At 41.4% G+C, this 16,378-nt stretch carries 14 protein-coding genes; 7 read left to right on the forward strand and 7 right to left on the reverse strand.

The window, feature by feature from the left end; genetic code table 11:
• Nucleotides 1-67: 67 nt before the first annotated feature.
• From sufD to EGM47_RS02640, 5 genes are all read right to left on the reverse strand, one after another.
• A complete protein-coding gene (sufD, locus tag EGM47_RS02620; RefSeq protein ID WP_124979205.1) occupies nt 68-1,381 on the reverse strand; it encodes a Fe-S cluster assembly protein SufD in 1,314 nt (437 codons plus the stop codon).
• A 94-nt stretch (nt 1,382-1,475) separates the two neighbouring features.
• Nucleotides 1,476-2,228: a Fe-S cluster assembly ATPase SufC gene (gene sufC / locus EGM47_RS02625; protein ID WP_124979206.1), complete on the reverse strand. Its 753-nt coding sequence runs from the start codon at nt 2,226-2,228 to the stop codon at nt 1,476-1,478.
• Nucleotides 2,229-2,233: 5 nt separating this feature from the next.
• Nucleotides 2,234-2,677: a component of SufBCD complex gene (locus tag EGM47_RS02630; protein ID WP_124979207.1), complete on the reverse strand. Its 444-nt coding sequence runs from the start codon at nt 2,675-2,677 to the stop codon at nt 2,234-2,236.
• A gap of 35 nt (nt 2,678-2,712) precedes the next feature.
• Nucleotides 2,713-4,161, reverse strand: coding sequence for a Fe-S cluster assembly protein SufB (gene sufB / locus EGM47_RS02635; RefSeq protein ID WP_124979208.1), 1,449 nt, complete (start codon nt 4,159-4,161; stop codon nt 2,713-2,715).
• A 54-nt stretch (nt 4,162-4,215) separates the two neighbouring features.
• A complete protein-coding gene (locus EGM47_RS02640; protein ID WP_124979209.1) occupies nt 4,216-4,545 on the reverse strand; it encodes a HesB/IscA family protein in 330 nt (109 codons plus the stop codon).
• Between the two features lie 276 nt (nt 4,546-4,821).
• Between EGM47_RS02640 and thiL the strand changes: the two genes are divergently transcribed.
• Entirely contained in the window at nt 4,822-5,865 is a 1,044-nt protein-coding gene (gene thiL, locus EGM47_RS02645) for a thiamine-phosphate kinase (protein WP_124979210.1), read from the forward strand.
• Here thiL and EGM47_RS02650 read toward each other — a convergent pair.
• Together EGM47_RS02650 and EGM47_RS02655 are read right to left on the reverse strand one after the other, a co-directional pair.
• Nucleotides 5,856-6,098 (reverse strand): hypothetical protein, encoded by a 243-nt coding sequence (locus EGM47_RS02650; protein ID WP_124979211.1) that lies wholly within the window; start codon nt 6,096-6,098, stop codon nt 5,856-5,858. The genes thiL and EGM47_RS02650 overlap by 10 nt on opposite strands.
• A gap of 94 nt (nt 6,099-6,192) precedes the next feature.
• A complete protein-coding gene (locus EGM47_RS02655; protein WP_164510807.1) occupies nt 6,193-6,873 on the reverse strand; it encodes an alpha/beta fold hydrolase in 681 nt (226 codons plus the stop codon).
• Between the two features lie 15 nt (nt 6,874-6,888).
• On the opposite strand from EGM47_RS02655, the gene EGM47_RS02660 reads away from it, so the two are divergent.
• The 6 genes from EGM47_RS02660 (at nt 6,889) to EGM47_RS02685 (ending at nt 16,361) form a co-directional block, all read left to right on the forward strand.
• A complete protein-coding gene (locus tag EGM47_RS02660; RefSeq protein WP_240642130.1) occupies nt 6,889-8,403 on the forward strand; it encodes a cytochrome-c peroxidase in 1,515 nt (504 codons plus the stop codon).
• 145 nt (nt 8,404-8,548) lie between these two features.
• Nucleotides 8,549-9,538, forward strand: a complete 990-nt coding sequence (locus tag EGM47_RS02665; protein ID WP_124979214.1) for an endonuclease/exonuclease/phosphatase family protein — start codon at nt 8,549-8,551, stop codon at nt 9,536-9,538.
• 300 nt (nt 9,539-9,838) lie between these two features.
• Nucleotides 9,839-10,753: a PorP/SprF family type IX secretion system membrane protein gene (locus EGM47_RS02670; protein ID WP_164510808.1), complete on the forward strand. Its 915-nt coding sequence runs from the start codon at nt 9,839-9,841 to the stop codon at nt 10,751-10,753.
• A gap of 24 nt (nt 10,754-10,777) precedes the next feature.
• The gene (locus EGM47_RS02675; protein ID WP_164510809.1) at nt 10,778-12,646 is read left to right on the forward strand and encodes an OmpA family protein; all 1,869 of its coding nucleotides are present in this window, start codon (nt 10,778-10,780) and stop codon (nt 12,644-12,646) included.
• 101 nt (nt 12,647-12,747) lie between these two features.
• Nucleotides 12,748-15,531 (forward strand): PD-(D/E)XK nuclease family protein, encoded by a 2,784-nt coding sequence (locus EGM47_RS02680; protein WP_124979216.1) that lies wholly within the window; start codon nt 12,748-12,750, stop codon nt 15,529-15,531.
• A complete protein-coding gene (locus EGM47_RS02685) occupies nt 15,528-16,361 on the forward strand; it encodes an alpha/beta hydrolase family protein (RefSeq protein WP_124979217.1) in 834 nt (277 codons plus the stop codon). Before EGM47_RS02680 ends, EGM47_RS02685 begins: the two co-directional genes overlap by 4 nt.
• The last annotated feature ends 17 nt before the right edge of the window (nt 16,362-16,378 follow it).

Consider the following 16,378-nt stretch of genomic DNA (forward strand, 5'->3'; position numbering starts at 1 on the left):
TGCCAGGCAAAAAAAACTGCAGCCGATCAAGGACCAGCTGCAGTTGATATCATCAATATTAGAAGGTTTAGAGGTCAAAGCCTATTTCCACATTGAGTTTTAAGGCGATAAGTTTAGTTATGCGCGCTTTAATCTCAGGGATTTTTACGCTTTCCAAAACGCTATTGGCAAAGGCATACATCAACAATGCTCGCGCTTCTTTTTTAGGAATCCCTCTGGATTGCATATAAAACAGTGCATCTTCATCCAGCTGACCAATCGTACATCCGTGTGAGCAACGGACATCATCAGCAAAGATTTCCAATTGCGGCTTAGCATTGATGGTGGCCTTATCGCTGATCAGGATGTTGTTGTTTTGCTGGAAAGCATTTATTTTTTGTGCGACTTTATCTACCAATACTTTTCCGTTAAATACCCCTACTGCCTTATCGTCAAAAATTTGTTTGTATTCCTGATAACTCTCACAATTAGGGGAAGTATGGTGTACCAAGGTGGAATGATCCACGTGTTGTTTTCCTTCAATGATGGTCACTCCATTGAGTAAAGAGTTACAATGTTCTCCCCTTTGGTAGAAATACAGGTTATTTCGCGTAAGCGCACCGCCAAAAGAAAAAGTATGAAGACGCACTTCACTGTCTCCCTGTTGCTCCACGTTAGTGTGATCAATCAATGATGCGTTGAGTCGGTCGTTTTGGATCTTGTAGTAATCCACCATTGCTCTTTTATCCGCAAAAACTTCGGTCACTACGTTGGTCAACACGGCATTGTCTGTTAGACTTTGGTGTCTTTCTATAATTTGTACTTGAGCATTTTCTTCAACGACTACAAGATTGCGTGGTTGAACCATTAAGTGATCTTCATTGCCTGTAGAGAAATAAACCACTTCTATTGGTTTTTCTACTGCTATGTTCTTTTTGATATGAATGTAAGCTCCTTCACGGGCAAAAGCGGTATTCAATGAACTCAGCCCGTCATTTCCAGCCAGTTTATTGTAATGTTTTTGAATAACCGAACTGTATTTGGGATGGCTCAAAGCACTAGACATCAAGCAAACATCGAATTTATCGTGAGTGGTTTGCGACAGGTGCGAACTATAAATACCATCGATAAAAACTACCCTGTAGGCATCTATTTGATGTACCAAATATTTCTTGATGTCCTTATATTCTATGGCAGTTTCCTTTTTAGGAAATAACGTATAATCCTTGCCAAATAATGATTTTAGCGAGGTGTATTTATAAGCTTCTTCCTTGCGCATGGGAATGCCTTGACGCTCAAAATCGGCCAAGGCCTTGTTGCGTAATTGATGGACATAACTTTCTGTGTCGACCTCGTTTTCCAAGGCGATAAAGGAAGATACAATGTTATCCTTAAAACTCATTTGTTGTTTTTTTTCCTGCTTTTTCCCTTCAGTTGAGACCTGAAGTTTTCAAAGCATTATTATGGGTGAAATTGGCGTTTTCCGTAAAGGGGGCTTAAGCTTCTACTTCCTCCTTGATCCAATCATAACCACGTTTTTCCAATTCATGGGCCAACTCTTTCCCCCCAGATTTAACTATACGACCTTGATAAAGTACATGGACGTAATCTGGAACAATGTAGTCCAACAATCGCTGATAGTGCGTGATCACGATGGTTGCATTGTCTTTGCTACGCAATTTATTCACACCGTTGGCCACTATTTTGAGTGCGTCAATATCCAATCCTGAGTCGGTTTCATCCAAAATAGCCAATTGAGGTTCCAACATTGCCATTTGAAAAATTTCGTTTCGTTTCTTTTCCCCTCCTGAAAAACCTTCATTAAGAGATCTGGAAAGGAACTTGCGGTCGATTTCCAACAATTCGGATTTTTCCCGGATCAGCTTCAGCATGTCTTTAGCTTTCATTTCTTCCTTACCTTGAGCCTTGCGGGTCTCATTGATCGCGGTTTTCATAAAGTTGGTTACCGAAACTCCAGGGATTTCTATGGGGTATTGAAACGAAAGGAAGATCCCTTTATGAGCGCGCTCATCAGGATCCATTTCAGAAATATCTTGGTTGTTCATAGAGATTTCTCCACTGGTCATTTCATATTCCTCACGCCCGGCGATAACGTTGGCCAGGGTAGATTTTCCGGATCCGTTGGGACCCATGATCGCGTGTACCTCACCGGCCTTTACCTCCAGGTTGATCCCTTTGAGAATTTCCTTATCCTCGATAGAGGCTTGTAAGTCTTTGATCTTTAACATAGCTGTTATTTAACGTCTTTAATGTCTATTGATGAGCCGGACTGTATGACATTATTATTTTTGGCCGGCGTTACTTCTATTACTTTTTTTACCGTTAGCATTTGGTCCCATCCTTCACCAGACTCTTCCTTCATTGGGTTAGGCCCCAGGGTTCCAAAAACTACTACATTGACCATGTCGAATTCAGTTTTTTTAAGCGCTTCAGCAACTTTATTGAGTTCATGCATCTTTTCGTCAATCTTGACGGCATAGATATCATTTCTCGTGGTCAATACCGCTGCATCTGCGAGATAGATGAACTCTCCTCTGAACACTTCTTGACCTTCGGGAACCTGTTCTTCCAGGCTTGGGGTTTTTTCAGTATCGATCGCAGTGGTTTCCTCCTTTTCTTCTTGTTTGCAGGAGAGCAGGCTCAAGGCCATCATGGTTAAAACGATTATTCGTTTCATAGTTGGAAATTTATGGGTTGATATTAATTAACGACTTATCCTACAGAACCTTCAAGGCTGATTTCCAATAATTTTTGGGCCTCTACGGCAAATTCCATCGGTAGTTTGTTCAACACCTCTTTAGAGAATCCGTTGACGATTAAGGCGATGGCTTTTTCTGTATCGATCCCGCGTTGGTTACAGTAGAAAATTTGGTCTTCACCGATCTTACTGGTAGTCGCTTCATGTTCAATTTTGGAAGAACTATTGCTATTTTCAATGTACGGGAACGTATGTGCGCCACATTCATTACCCATCAGCAAGCTGTCACATTGTGAAAAATTACGAGCATTGGTTGCTCTTGGGTTGATTTTTACCAGTCCGCGATAGGAGTTTTGGGATTTCCCAGCGCTGATTCCTTTAGAAATGATGGTCGACTTGGTGTTTTTACCCAGGTGAATCATCTTGGTACCAGTGTCCGCCTGTTGAAAGTTATTGGTAACAGCAATAGAGTAAAATTCGCCAACAGAATTATCTCCTTTTAACACGCAGCTGGGATATTTCCAGGTCACTGCGCTACCTGTCTCTACTTGAGTCCAAGAGATTTTGGCATTTTTCTCACATAAGCCTCTTTTGGTCACAAAATTGAACACACCACCCTTTCCTTCGGCATTTCCAGGGTACCAATTCTGTACAGTGGAATATTTAATTTCTGCATCGTCCAGAGCAATAAGCTCTACCACGGCAGCGTGAAGTTGGTTTTCATCCCTACTGGGAGCGGTACAACCTTCTAGGTAGGAAACATAACTACCTTTATCGGCTACCACAAGGGTACGCTCAAATTGTCCGGTGCCTGCCTGATTTATTCTAAAGTAGGTGGACAGTTCCATTGGGCATTTGACCCCTTTGGGAATGTAACAGAATGACCCATCAGAAAATACGGCGCTGTTCAATGCCGCGTAATAATTGTCTTTTTGCGGCACGACAGTTCCGAGATATTTTTTGACCAACTCTGGATGATTTCGAATCGCCTCTGAGATCGGACAGAAAATAATACCTTTTTCTGCCAGGGTCTCTTTAAATGTAGTAGCTACAGATACCGAGTCCATCACGATGTCTACAGCTACACCGGCCAGTTTCTTTTGTTCTTCAAGAGATATACCTAAACGTTCAAAAGTGTTCAGCAATTCTGGATCTACTTCATCCAGGCTGTTGTACTTGGGTTTTTTATTTGGAGCCGAATAGTAGGAAATGGCTTGTAGATCAGGTTTTTCATAATGGACATTGGCCCATTCAGGTTCTTCCATCTCCATGAAATACCTGTAGGACTCCAGTCGCCATTCAGTCATCCATTCCGGCTCATTTTTCTTAGCAGATATAATACGAATGACCTCTTCACTTAGACCTATGGGAATAGTGTCAGATTCTATGTCAGTATAGAAACCGTACTCGTACTCCTTTTCCTTAAGTTCTTTTTCTAACTGTTCTTCTGTGTACTTTGACATGCAATTTGTTTTAAGTGACCAAAAAAGCCTGGGGTTTCCCTCAATAAAATGATTTTAAAGAGAAAATGATTCACCACACCCGCAAGTGCGTTGCGCATTAGGGTTATTAAATACAAAACCCTTTCCGTTGAGACCGCCACTATATTCCAGAGTCGTTCCCACGAGATATAAAAAACTTTTTTTGTCCACCGCAATTTTTACTTGGTTGGCCTCAAAAACCTTATCAGTGTCGGCAGATTCCCTATCAAATTTCAAGTCATAGGACAAACCGCTGCATCCACCGCTTTTGACGCCTACCCGCACAAAATCCGTGTCGATGGCAAAACCTTCCTCACTCATCAATTGGGCAAGTTTGGTTTTTGCTGTTTCAGAAACCTTTATCATAAAAATGGCTTATTTAAAATGGCTACAAATATACGATATGGAACGCGGTAAACATTGGGTTTCCATGATATTCTCGTATAGCGTTATATGAGTCGTTTATGACAGCCAGAACCTACAATAAGACCTTTGTTGTTTTCTTTTCTTCTGAGGAGGGATTAACCAATCATTTGAGAATTAAAGCCAGTGCCACTTTCAATAAATTTTGTTTGAAATTTCAGTGGTTATAAAAGCTTTTGTTTTGATGGTGATCATACAGCTAAGTCGTAATTTTGCAGCATGATAGAAGATAAGAATCCGCAGCGCACACCAGTAGAACGATTGGGCGAATTTGGCCTGATTGATCATATCACCAAAACATTTCAACCGGTACAACCATCTACCCTCAAAAGTATAGGTGATGATGCCGCCGTTATTCATCATGAATCACCAACTGTAGTGACCACTGATATGTTAGTGGAAGGAGTTCATTTTGACTTGAGCTATGTGCCTTTAAAACATTTAGGTTATAAAGCCATCATGGTCAATCTGTCTGATATATATGCCATGAATGCAAAGGCAAGACAGGTTACGGTTTCACTGGCGTTGTCTAATCGATTTCCTGTAGAGGCGGTAGAGGAATTATATGACGGCATACATTTGGCTTGTAAAAATTACGGTGTGGATTTGATAGGGGGTGATACCACGTCTTCATTAAGCGGCCTGGTGATATCTGTAACCGCTGTAGGAGAGCAGCAGGCAGAAAAAATCACTTACAGAAAGGGTGCTCAAGATGGAGATTTATTGTTGGTCAGCGGAGATTTAGGTGCTGCGTATATGGGATTGCAAATATTGGAAAGAGAAAAAGCCGTCTTTAAGGCCAATCCGCAAAATCAGCCAGATATAGAAGCCTACAGCTATTTATTGGAACGCCAACTGAAACCGGAAGCGAGAAAAGATATTCCGGAATTATTGGAAGGTCTGGGTGTTTTACCTACCAGTATGATCGATTTATCCGATGGATTGAGCTCAGAAATTATTCACTTAAGTAAGAACAGCGAAGTAGGTATCAGGTTGTACGAGGAGAAAATTCCGCTAGATCCTACGGTGATTAGTGCCTGTGAAGAGTTTGGCTTAGACAGTACCACTATCGCTTTAAGTGGTGGGGAAGATTACGAACTATTATTTACGATTGGTCAAGAGGATTTTCCAAAGGTCAAAGCAAATCCCAATCTCACAGTAATCGGTCATGTAATGGATGCCTCATTTGGTAACCACCTTGTTACCAGAGGGGGAGAGCAAATACCGATCCAGGCGATGGGATGGAATAGTTTTCAAGAATAAAGCTGTACTCCAGCACGTCGACGTTTGCGTGCTACATCATTCAGGGCGCGGTTGATTTGGTGATAGCTATCGCTCAAAGGCACTGTCTGACCGAAAATGTTGGTGGTAACTTCTTTTCCGCAATTTGCGCAACACATTTCTTGTATACGGTCATTAACTACATGGGAAGTTCTGAAACGATGACCGGTAAGCGAGCAGCCCACCGACTTAATTAAGGAGAATTTGTTGTTCATACATTTCGTTTTAAGCTAAAGAAATAATCGGTTTGACCGACTAACGACAGCAATGTAATTAAAAGTTATTAACATAGCGGTCAAAAACACCAAATTATTCGACGAAATGCAAGTTTTTAAAAATTGTGTCTGACGAAGTGAGAATCGACATGTGCCCAGAATTTATAGCTTTAAACCTGCCACCTAGATTAAAACACTCTTTTTCAATAAGTTGAGCGTTAATTACATTATCCCGACGCCCAGCGATGTAAATAACTGGAAAATCCACATCTCTTAATGAATTCACAAAACTTTCTCTATTGCGCATAGATTTCAATGCCTGCAGAATGGTATTTGTTGATAAGTGCAAGGCATTTTCCTTCATGTTTCCTATGCGATCCTCGTACAGTTCCTGCTCCTGAGGTGTAAAAAGATTACTCACCGCCATACTGATATAAGCCTCCTGATATTTTTGGATCAATTCTATGGATCTGTCTCGCACGATTTTACGTTCGTTTGTGTCAGCGCCGGCCATGCTGTTGATCAAATGAAGTGATAAGACTTTAGTTGGGTTCGCTTTCGCGAAAGCGGAACATACATATCCACCCATACTGTGACCCATCAAATGACAGGTGTGGATGTTTTCTTTTTTTAATATGGCATCTAACTCTTCCGCCAGTTCCTCTAAACTATATTCATGAGTAAATTCACCAGATTGTCCGTGACCAGGTAAATCAATGCTCAGGATATCAAATGTTGATGCAAGCAAAGGACTTAAGAACCGCCACTGTTTCATACTGCCCAGAAACCCATGAATCAGGACCAAGGTTGGCTTGCCAGTATTTATATATTGATAATGAAGTCTGGTCATGCTGCAAAGGTACTGTGGTCACGCCAAAACAGTTTATCACAAAAGTATCACAAGTCCCAAAATTTGGTTAAATTGGGCGCATTCCTTTCAAGACTACAGTTACTGATGAAGCATATTTATTTTTACCTGCTGACTGGCCTGATATTCATTTCCTGTGCAGATGATCGGGATGATTATGATGTAGCTCAATCTGCACTAGATTTGCGTTTAGAAGAATTGCTCGAACAGGCGGCCGGCGGGCAGGGAAAGGAATTTTTTATACTTCCAGAAAGTGATGACTACGCTTCCATACCACAAGATCCGCTGAATCCACTTACCGCTTCCAAAGTAGAATTAGGAATGTTTCTTTTACATGAAACAGCCATGGGCGGTTCTCCAAAAATGATACAAATGCAAGGTACCTATTCCTGTGCTTCCTGTCATCCAGTGGCCTCCAGTTTTTATTCGGGTAGACGTCAGGGAATCGGGGAATGTGGAACTGGTTTCGGATCGGTGGGTGAAAGCAGGCAGCTTAATCTCAATGTTCCTTTGGATTCCATAGACATTCAACCCATCAGGGTACCTACTTTACTCAATGTGGCCTATCAGGATGTCGCCTTATGGAATGGAATGTTAGGTGGAACCGGCACCAACATTGGCACGGAATCTCAATGGACGGCAGCTGGTGTTCCAGAAAACAACCTAGGATTCCAAGGTTTGGAAATTCAAGGAATTGTAGGTCAGCAAACACACCGACTGAAGGTTGATGAAGATTTTGTAAATAATAATGGTTACCGACAGCTATTTGACCAGGCTTTTCCAGCCTTGGCGCCATCAGATCGCTATACTACCCAGTCTGCAGCACTGGCTATTGCAGCTTTTAATCGGACGCTACTTTCTAATGATGCTCCATGGCAAGCATACCTTAAGGGAGATTACCGTGCCTTGACAGATCAGGAAAAAAGAGGAGCCATTGTTTTTGCTGGCAAAGGTGAGTGTATAAATTGTCATACCGGACCTGCCTTAAAAGATCAGGATTTTCATGCATTTGGTTTTGGACATTTCGACGATTCCCAGGATGCAGTGGTGTTGGATGATGGTGGATTTGATGCGGTGCGCAGAGGACGCGGAGGTTTTACCGGTAATTCTGCTGACGATTATAAATTCAAGACACCTACCTTATATAATCTGAGGGATGCGGCATTTTATGGACACGGAGGTACTTTCAACAGTATCGCCGAGGTTGTTAGGTATAAGAACGCCAATGACCTACAAGATCCAGCGGCTCGGGCTAACCTGGCCTCTGAGATGGGTAACATCAACCTCACCTTCCAAGAAATGGAAGATTTGACCCAGTTTTTGGAATTTGCTCTGTACGACTCTACCTTAGATCGATATGTGCCTGAATCGGTAAAATCTGGTAATTGTTTTCCCAATGCAGACGTGCAAAGCCGATTGGATTTGGGTTGCAATTGATGCTGTCATTTATGAAAACTGTGATCAATTAAACTATAACAACAGGCTTTCAACACAAACTATCTCATAATTACCGCGATTAAGGATATTCATAGAAGTCTGCAACAAATACCTGTAAAGGATTACTTTTGATAAATTTTTTTTGGTGCCTATTCCTACACAAGCTTTTGAGCAATATACTGTCGCATTTTACAATCTAGAAAACTTTTTTGATCCTGATAAAGATCCCAATATTCTGGATGGAGCCTTTACCGAATTCGGTAGGCAGCAATGGAACCTCACGAGGTACAAGAAAAAACTTCAAAAGATCAGCCATGCCATCAGCAAGATAGGTTTTGAGTACACGGGAAAAATGCCGTCACTTATAGGTGTTGCCGAAGTAGAGAACAAAAGAGTTCTCAATGATTTGCTGGCAGAGCCCAAGCTTCAATCCATACCTTATGATTACATTCATTACAACAGTCCGGATGAACGAGGTATAGATACAGCGTTGATTTATGATACTCGTGTATTTGAGGTGTTGGAATCTGAACCAGTTAACATTTATTTGGAGGACGAGAGTGGCGTGAGAGATACCACGAGAGATGTTTTGTATGTGAAGGGGCTATTCTCTGGAACACCAATGCATATTTATGTGAATCACTGGCCATCAAGAAGGGATGGTATGGAAAGCACAAATGAAAAAAGGATAGAGGTGGCGCGACAATTGGTGTCACATTTGGATAGGCAAGATCCAGAAAATCGTCGTATTTGTAATGATTTGGCGTTAAATGATTGCGAGCACGTGATTATTATGGGAGATTTCAACGATGAGCCTGAGAATGACAGTCTCAAAAAAATTATCGTGCCTCAGGGCTTTGACAACATTACAGCTCCTTTAAAGAGTTATCACAGGGGATCGATCAATCACCAATTCAAATGGGGGCTGTTTGACCAGATATTGATTAGTCAGGGATTGCACAATGACATACCGGAATCACTGTATTTCTGGAAGGCAGAGATATTTGACGATATTATGCTCAGGCAATGGAAAGGTAAATATAGAGGTCAACCAGCGCGTACATTTGTGGGACGCAACTACAAGGGGGGTTATAGTGATCATTTTCCTGTCTTTGCCATTTTTCGGAAAAATTAAAGGTTGCTTGACCATGAAATGCTTCGGTTGGTCTATTAAGGTATCTACAAGCCTTAAACACTTGGGTTTTTTTTTATATTCACGACCCTATGTATAAAGGTGCTTGATAGAGATTTTTCTAGAGAGCCAGTTATTTTTAAAAAACAAGTGGATTTGGTTCTTCAAGAGCCTCAGGGGTTTATATCCTTCATTCCAAGTCTTGTGATTTAAAATGTAAAGGCAATAACAGATTTAGATATCAATACCCTATATTTAGCTAGCTGAAACTAAAATTACAACCTTAAAACTAACTTTGTGAGAATGAAAAAATTACTTGCATTGGGTCTTTTTCTCAGTATGTCCGCTGTAAGTGTGGTGCATGCGCAGCAGGACCCACAGTACACGCAGTATATGTACAATCAGAATGTGATCAATCCAGCCTATGCTGGAACTCAGGAAAATTTGCGCGTCACAGCCCTTTACAGACAGCAATGGTCAGGAATCACGGGTGCCCCAGAAACCATCACCTTGTCGGGAAGTACTCCTTTAGGAGATCGAGTAGGACTCGGGCTTTCTGTGATTGCGGATAATATTGGTCCAGTTGGAGAAACCAATGTGTACGGAGATTTTTCGTATAAATTACAGGTAGGGGATGCTACTACTTTGGCATTAGGACTTAAAGCAGGAGCTACCTTTTTTGATGTAGATTTAAATACAGTCCAGACTACCGTGCCTGGCGATCCTTTGTTTTCTGAACAACTGAATGAAACCTATCTTAATGTAGGTGCTGGTGCCTTTCTTTATGGATCCAATTGGTATGTTGGTTTTTCTGTTCCTAATATGCTTAACAGCACACATCTTGATGAGGATGGACTGGAATTCGGTAGCGAAACTCAACATTATTTTCTGACAGGTGGATATGTATTTGACTTGTCTGAAAATGTAAAATTAAAGCCGCATGCGTTGATTAAGGGAGCATTTGATTCTCCGGTAAGTTTTGATGTAAACACCAACGTTTTGTTCAATGAGAAGTTTGAGTTAGGGGTTTCCTATAGATACGAAGATTCTTTTAGTGGACTTATTGGCATGTATGTCACTGACAACATTCAGGTAGGTTATGCGTATGACCGAGTAATTTCTGATATCTCTGTGGTTTCTAACAGTTCGCACGAGGTGTTTGTTTCCTTCGGTTTAGCATTCCCACGTAAAGTGATGCAGTCGCCACGTTTCTTCTAAATCTCAACAGCAAAGAATATCATCATGAAAAAATTATATATACTCTTTATATTATTCATCGCTGTAACCCTGGGAGCTCAGGCGCAAAGCGATGCCACAAAAAAAGCCGACAAGCTCTACGATCAATTACGCTATGTAGAGGCAGCCAAAGCTTATGAAAAAGTTTTGGAAAATGGAACAAGAACTCAATATGTATATACCCGATTGGGTAATGCCTATTTCTACAATAGTGAGTTCAAAAAGGCCGAGACCAATTATGCCAGAGCCGTAAAAAGAAATCCAGAGGCAGAGACCTTATATCGTTATGCACAGTCCCTAAAGGCCAATGAAAAATATGACCAATCCAACCGGATCATGGATCAATTTGCAGCCGCTGCGCCTAGTGATGATCGTGCCAGAGCCTATCGAGCTAACCCCAATTATATCGAGGATATTCAGGGAATGAAAGAAGGATTCACTACCAAAGCTTTTAACGAGAATACAGAATCAAGTGACTTTTCTGCTTTCCAAATCGGAAATAAACTATACTTCTCAAGTTCACGTAATGAAGCTCGAAAAAAATACGGATGGAATAAAGAACCTTACCTTGATATATATGTCGCCGAGATAGACGAGGCTGGTGTACCAGGAAAAGCACAGCTTTTGCCTGGTGATGTAAACACAAAATACCATGAAGGTACTTTGGATATTACACCAGATGGAAAATATATGTTTTTCACCCGTGTCGACTATTACGAAGGTGATTTTGAAAAAGCATCTGACGGTGAAAGTAAATTGAATATATATCGCGCACTGAATGCCGGTGGAGAATGGCGTGATATTCAAACTACTAGTTTGGAAGCCAAAGAATATGGTGTTGGACACCCTTCTGTTTCAAAGGATGGGTCAACTATATATTTTGCCAGTGAGGCTCCAGGAGGTCAGGGAGGATCGGATATTTATAAAGCAGATCTTAAAGATGGCGTTATTTCTAATCCTGTTAATTTAGGGCCAGTTGTCAACACACCTGGTGACGATTCTTTCCCTTATATTGCTGATAATGGAACTTTGTATTTTTCCAGTAACGGGCACTTAGGTCTGGGAGGTTTGGACGTCTTTAAATATGAAAATGGTGAGGTCTCCAACATGGGAGCACCAATCAATTCTTCTTTAGATGATTTTGGCTATAGTTATTCAGATGTTACTGGAAAAGGTTATTTATCCTCCAACCGTAAAGGTGGTAAAGGAGGGGACGATATCTACAACATAGAACGCATTGAAATCTGTGAGGTGGCTGTTACTGTGACTGCTATTGATGAAGAGACCAACGAGCCTATTCAAGGTGCCATTGTATCTTTACAGGACGAGAGCGGAAACAGCATGCCTAGCCAGACCACCGATGCAATGGGTAAAGCAGTATTCACTACAGAATGTAATCTTGAACTCACTGCACGTGGTGTAATGGATAAATATGAAAGCGGTGAGGCTACATTAAGTGTTGCCGAGGAAGAAACAGCCGCTGTCGAAGTATTCATGATGCCAGAACCAGAAATTGTAGAGGATAAGATTATTCTCAACAAAATTTATTTTGACCTGGATAAATCAAACATCCGACCGGATGCAGCGCTTGAGCTTGATCGCCTGGTGAATTTGATGAAGAAATATCCAGATTTAGAAATTCTAGCAGAGACTTATGCAGATATAAGGGGATCAGATTCCTATAACCTAGCTCTGACCGAGAGACGTGCTAATAGTATCATTGAATACGTGGAATCCCAAGGAATTGATGGATCAAGACTAGCCGCTAAAGGTAGAGGGGAAGCTAATCCAGTCGTAGACTGTAAAGCTAAACAATGTACACCTGCAGAGTATGAGCTGTCTCGTAGATCTGAATTTACTATTACTAATAGGTAGATTGACTGCCTTTTAACAACAAGTCCAGTTGCCGAGGTAGGTAACTGGACTTTTTTATTGGTATCCTTGCGCATTTCAATAAAGCATTCCAATACTTATCAATGAAATTAAAAAGCTTTCTTGAGTCCGTTTTGGACGATCTGAATAACAAAGGAGTAGACCCAATTCAATGCCGGTACGTTGTACCTTCCAGAAGAGTAGGGGTATTTCTATCTAGATATCTTGCCGTCGGCATCGACTGTCCAGTTTTCATGCCTGAGATTTTAAGTGTAGAAGAATATATTGAGCAATGTGCAGGAGCTGAGATTTGGACAGACCTGGATCTTATGCCTGTGTTTTATGAGGCGTATTGCGAAGTCGAACATGACAATGAAAACAGGGACAAATTTGATGCGTTTTTAACATGGGCGCCCACTATCCTCAAGGACTTTAATGAAATCGATCGATATCTGGTGGATCCAGATGTGTTTTTCAATTTTTTGGGTAATGTGAAGGAACTTGAGCAGTGGCATTGGTCTCTTGATAACAATCCTACCCAAATGGTCAGCCAGTACCTTGATTTCTGGAAAAGATTGCGCTTTTATTACGATAAGTTGGCCATTAAGTGTGCGGAAAGCAAAATAGCCTATCAGGGACTAGCTTATCGCTGGGCTGCCCACGCTATCTTGAATTCACAAGCTCAACTGGCCCATAAAAATCCTTCAAGTCCCAAAGCCGATAAAGTTAAAGCTCATCAAGGAAAACTTGTGTTTCTAGGGCTCAATGCATTAAATGCAGCCGAATCCCAAATCATCCAGCATTTATTAGAACAAGAAAAAGCTGTCATTTACTGGGATGTTGATGAGTACCTATTGGAACGCCCGTATCATGAAGCCAGTCACTTTATCAGAGGCTTTCAAAAAGAATGGAAATATTATGAATCTCATCCCTTGGAGATTATTGGAAATGGTTTTAAGCAGGAAAAAAATATAGAGATCCATGGAGCTACAGGTCATTTAGGGATGGTTCAGGTAGCTGCACAGCTCTTGTCATCTATAAGTGAGGAACAACTGAAAAGCACGGCTGTTATACTGGCCGATGAAACACTGCTGTTACCACTACTAAATGCCATTCCACCTAATATCATCCATTTTAATGTGACCATGGGATTGGCGGCAGATCAGTTGCCTATTGCTTCCTTTGTCAACGACTTGATTCAGTTGCACGTCGCGCGAACTGAAAAAGGCTTTTACTATAGGGATTTAGTTAGAGTTCTTGAATCTACCAGCGCTCAACACCTTATGGGCAATCAGGCAGCTCAGTGTATCAAAACCATCAAGACACAAAACCTCATCTATATCAATCATCAGCAGCCAACCCTGTCAGACGCTGCTATGTTAGGCCATATTTTACAACCCATAGATCAAGTACTCGAGTTGATCTTTTTACTTGAAAATCTGCTGGGCAACTTAAAATCAACATTATCAGTCGCACCTGGTAAGGCACTTGAAATTGAACAGTTGCTTGCCGTTACTGAGGTGGTCCAGCAAATGAAAGAACTCATTATTCAACAGACCGAAATTAAAGACCTTCGCACACTTGGATTCTTATTTCGCCAATTGTTATCCATGAAAAGTCTGGACTTTATTGGAGAACCAGTGCAGGGACTGCAAATCATGGGTCTGCTAGAAACCAGGGCGCTGGATTATGAGCATATCATTATGTTATCAGTGAATGAGGGCGTTTTACCCACAGGAAAAACTACCTCTTCCTACATACCGCATGATATGAAATACAAATTTGGTCTACCCACCTATTCTGAAAAGGATAGTGTTTATGCCTATCACTTTTATAGACTGCTGCACCGTACAACAAAGGCTAGCTTTATCTATAATGCAGAACCAGGAAGATTGGGCGGTGGTGAAAAAAGCCGCTTTCTCACCCAGCTGCAAACAGATGATCATACCCTGCACCAGATCAGCAGTAGCATCTATAGCTACAAAAACCAAATGCTACATGAGACGTGGATTGAGATTCAAAAGGACGAAGCATATTTTAATAGATTGAATACGATTGCAGAAAATGGCTTTAGTCCATCTGCAATTTCGTCTTACGTGCGGAACCCAATTGACTTTTATGCCAGCAAGATTCTTAAGATTCCTGAGCTTGAAGAAGTGGAAGAAAATATCGCTGCCAACACCATGGGCTCGATAATTCATGAGGCATTAGAACGGTTATACCGCCCCATCAAAGGACAAGTACTGACTGAGGAGCATTTTGTGCTAATGAAAAAGGAGATGCCAGTAATTCTCAGGCAATCCTATGATAAATGCTATGCGTCGCTGGAGCATGCAGTGGGAAAAAACAAAATTATTTTTGAAGTCTCGCTACATTATGTACGCAAAATGCTGGATATGGATCTTGAGCTTGTCAAAAAAGGCCATGAACTCATCATAAAAGATGTTGAGCTTCATTTGGAAAGTAGTTTGGAGGTACCCGAGCACGGTAAAGTTAAGCTACATGGTCATGTCGATCGCATAGATTTGTTGGATGGACAATTGCGCATCATCGATTATAAATCTGGTGCAGTGGAAAAGGCACAGGTCGGTCTAGAAAACGAAGAACTTGATATATTGATGGAGGATTACGCAAAGTCCAAAGCCTTCCAGGTACTCATGTACACATACCTTTATAGCAAAAATGAAGATTTTGACAACGCGAGCTCGGGCATCATTAGCTTTAAAAGGTTTGCCCAAGGATACCTTCCATTTGCCATTAAATCTGGTCGCGGTTATAAAGAACGACTGATCGATCAGGGGATATTAGAATCCTTTGAAGCTTTACTGATCAAGATTATCCAAGAATTATTTGATCCCAGTATATCACTAAAAGAAAAGGAAGTATGATCACGACAGAACAAGCTATAGTAAAAGGAGAATCCGGAAGAGAAATGCCTGTAGATGTCATGTACGGCCAACTCAGCGATGCAATGCCTACCATTTTATTTTGTCACGGGTACAAAGGTTTTAAGGACTGGGGTGCCTGGAATTTGATGGGTCACGCTTTCGCGAAAGCGGGATATCTCTTCATTAAGTTCAACTATTCCCATAACGGAGGAACTGTGGATGAGCCTATAGATTTTCCTGATCTGCGAGCTTTTGGCCAAAACAACTACAGCATGGAGGTAAAGGACACTGAACGTATGTTGGAATGGATCAGTTCATCCGATCATCAATTTGATCCTGGAAAAATATGTTTAGTCGGACATTCAAGGGCTGGAGGTATCACGACCATTGTAGCGGCCAAAGATAGTCGGGTGGATCAGCTGATCACCCTGGCTGGAGTGGCAGATTATGCGCCCAGATTCCCTCAAGGACAAGACTTAGAGCAATGGAAAAGTCAAGGGGTGTATTATGTTAAGAATGGTCGTACCGGACAAGAGATGCCCCATGAATACCAATTTTTTGAGGACTTTCAGGAAAACAGACAGGAATTGAACATACTGAGGCAAGCAGCTCACTTAAAAATACCGCATTTGATCTTTCATGGTATGGATGATGAAACGGTAGATGTATCAGAGGCTTATTTGCTGCATTCCAACAGTCCTCAATCACAGTTATCATTGATGAGACGTGCCGGACATACCTTTGGTGCTTCCCATCCTTGGGACCAATCATTGATGCCCGAGGCCTTAAGACAGGTAGTTCAATGCAGTATTAATTTTATGAAATCCTAGTATGCATGTAGCATAAG

Source organism: Nonlabens xiamenensis, from assembly GCF_003865345.1.
GTDB lineage: Bacteria > Bacteroidota > Bacteroidia > Flavobacteriales > Flavobacteriaceae > Nonlabens > Nonlabens xiamenensis.

Coding starts and splice junctions, on each gene's coding strand:
- thiL (WP_124979210.1), top strand. CDS start 4,822: ATGATAGAAGATAAGAATCCGCAGCGCACACCAGTAGAACGATTGGGC.
- EGM47_RS02660 (WP_240642130.1), top strand. CDS start 6,889: ATGAATCAGGACCAAGGTTGGCTTGCCAGTATTTATATATTGATAATG.
- EGM47_RS02680 (WP_124979216.1), top strand. CDS start 12,748: ATGAAATTAAAAAGCTTTCTTGAGTCCGTTTTGGACGATCTGAATAAC.
- EGM47_RS02630 (WP_124979207.1), bottom strand. CDS start 2,677: ATGAAACGAATAATCGTTTTAACCATGATGGCCTTGAGCCTGCTCTCC.
- EGM47_RS02655 (WP_164510807.1), bottom strand. CDS start 6,873: ATGAAACAGTGGCGGTTCTTAAGTCCTTTGCTTGCATCAACATTTGAT.
- sufD (WP_124979205.1), bottom strand. CDS start 1,381: ATGAGTTTTAAGGATAACATTGTATCTTCCTTTATCGCCTTGGAAAAC.
- EGM47_RS02685 (WP_124979217.1), top strand. CDS start 15,528: ATGATCACGACAGAACAAGCTATAGTAAAAGGAGAATCCGGAAGAGAA.
- sufB (WP_124979208.1), bottom strand. CDS start 4,161: ATGTCAAAGTACACAGAAGAACAGTTAGAAAAAGAACTTAAGGAAAAG.
- EGM47_RS02670 (WP_164510808.1), top strand. CDS start 9,839: ATGAAAAAATTACTTGCATTGGGTCTTTTTCTCAGTATGTCCGCTGTA.
- EGM47_RS02650 (WP_124979211.1), bottom strand. CDS start 6,098: ATGAACAACAAATTCTCCTTAATTAAGTCGGTGGGCTGCTCGCTTACC.
- EGM47_RS02640 (WP_124979209.1), bottom strand. CDS start 4,545: ATGATAAAGGTTTCTGAAACAGCAAAAACCAAACTTGCCCAATTGATG.
- EGM47_RS02675 (WP_164510809.1), top strand. CDS start 10,778: ATGAAAAAATTATATATACTCTTTATATTATTCATCGCTGTAACCCTG.
- sufC (WP_124979206.1), bottom strand. CDS start 2,228: ATGTTAAAGATCAAAGACTTACAAGCCTCTATCGAGGATAAGGAAATT.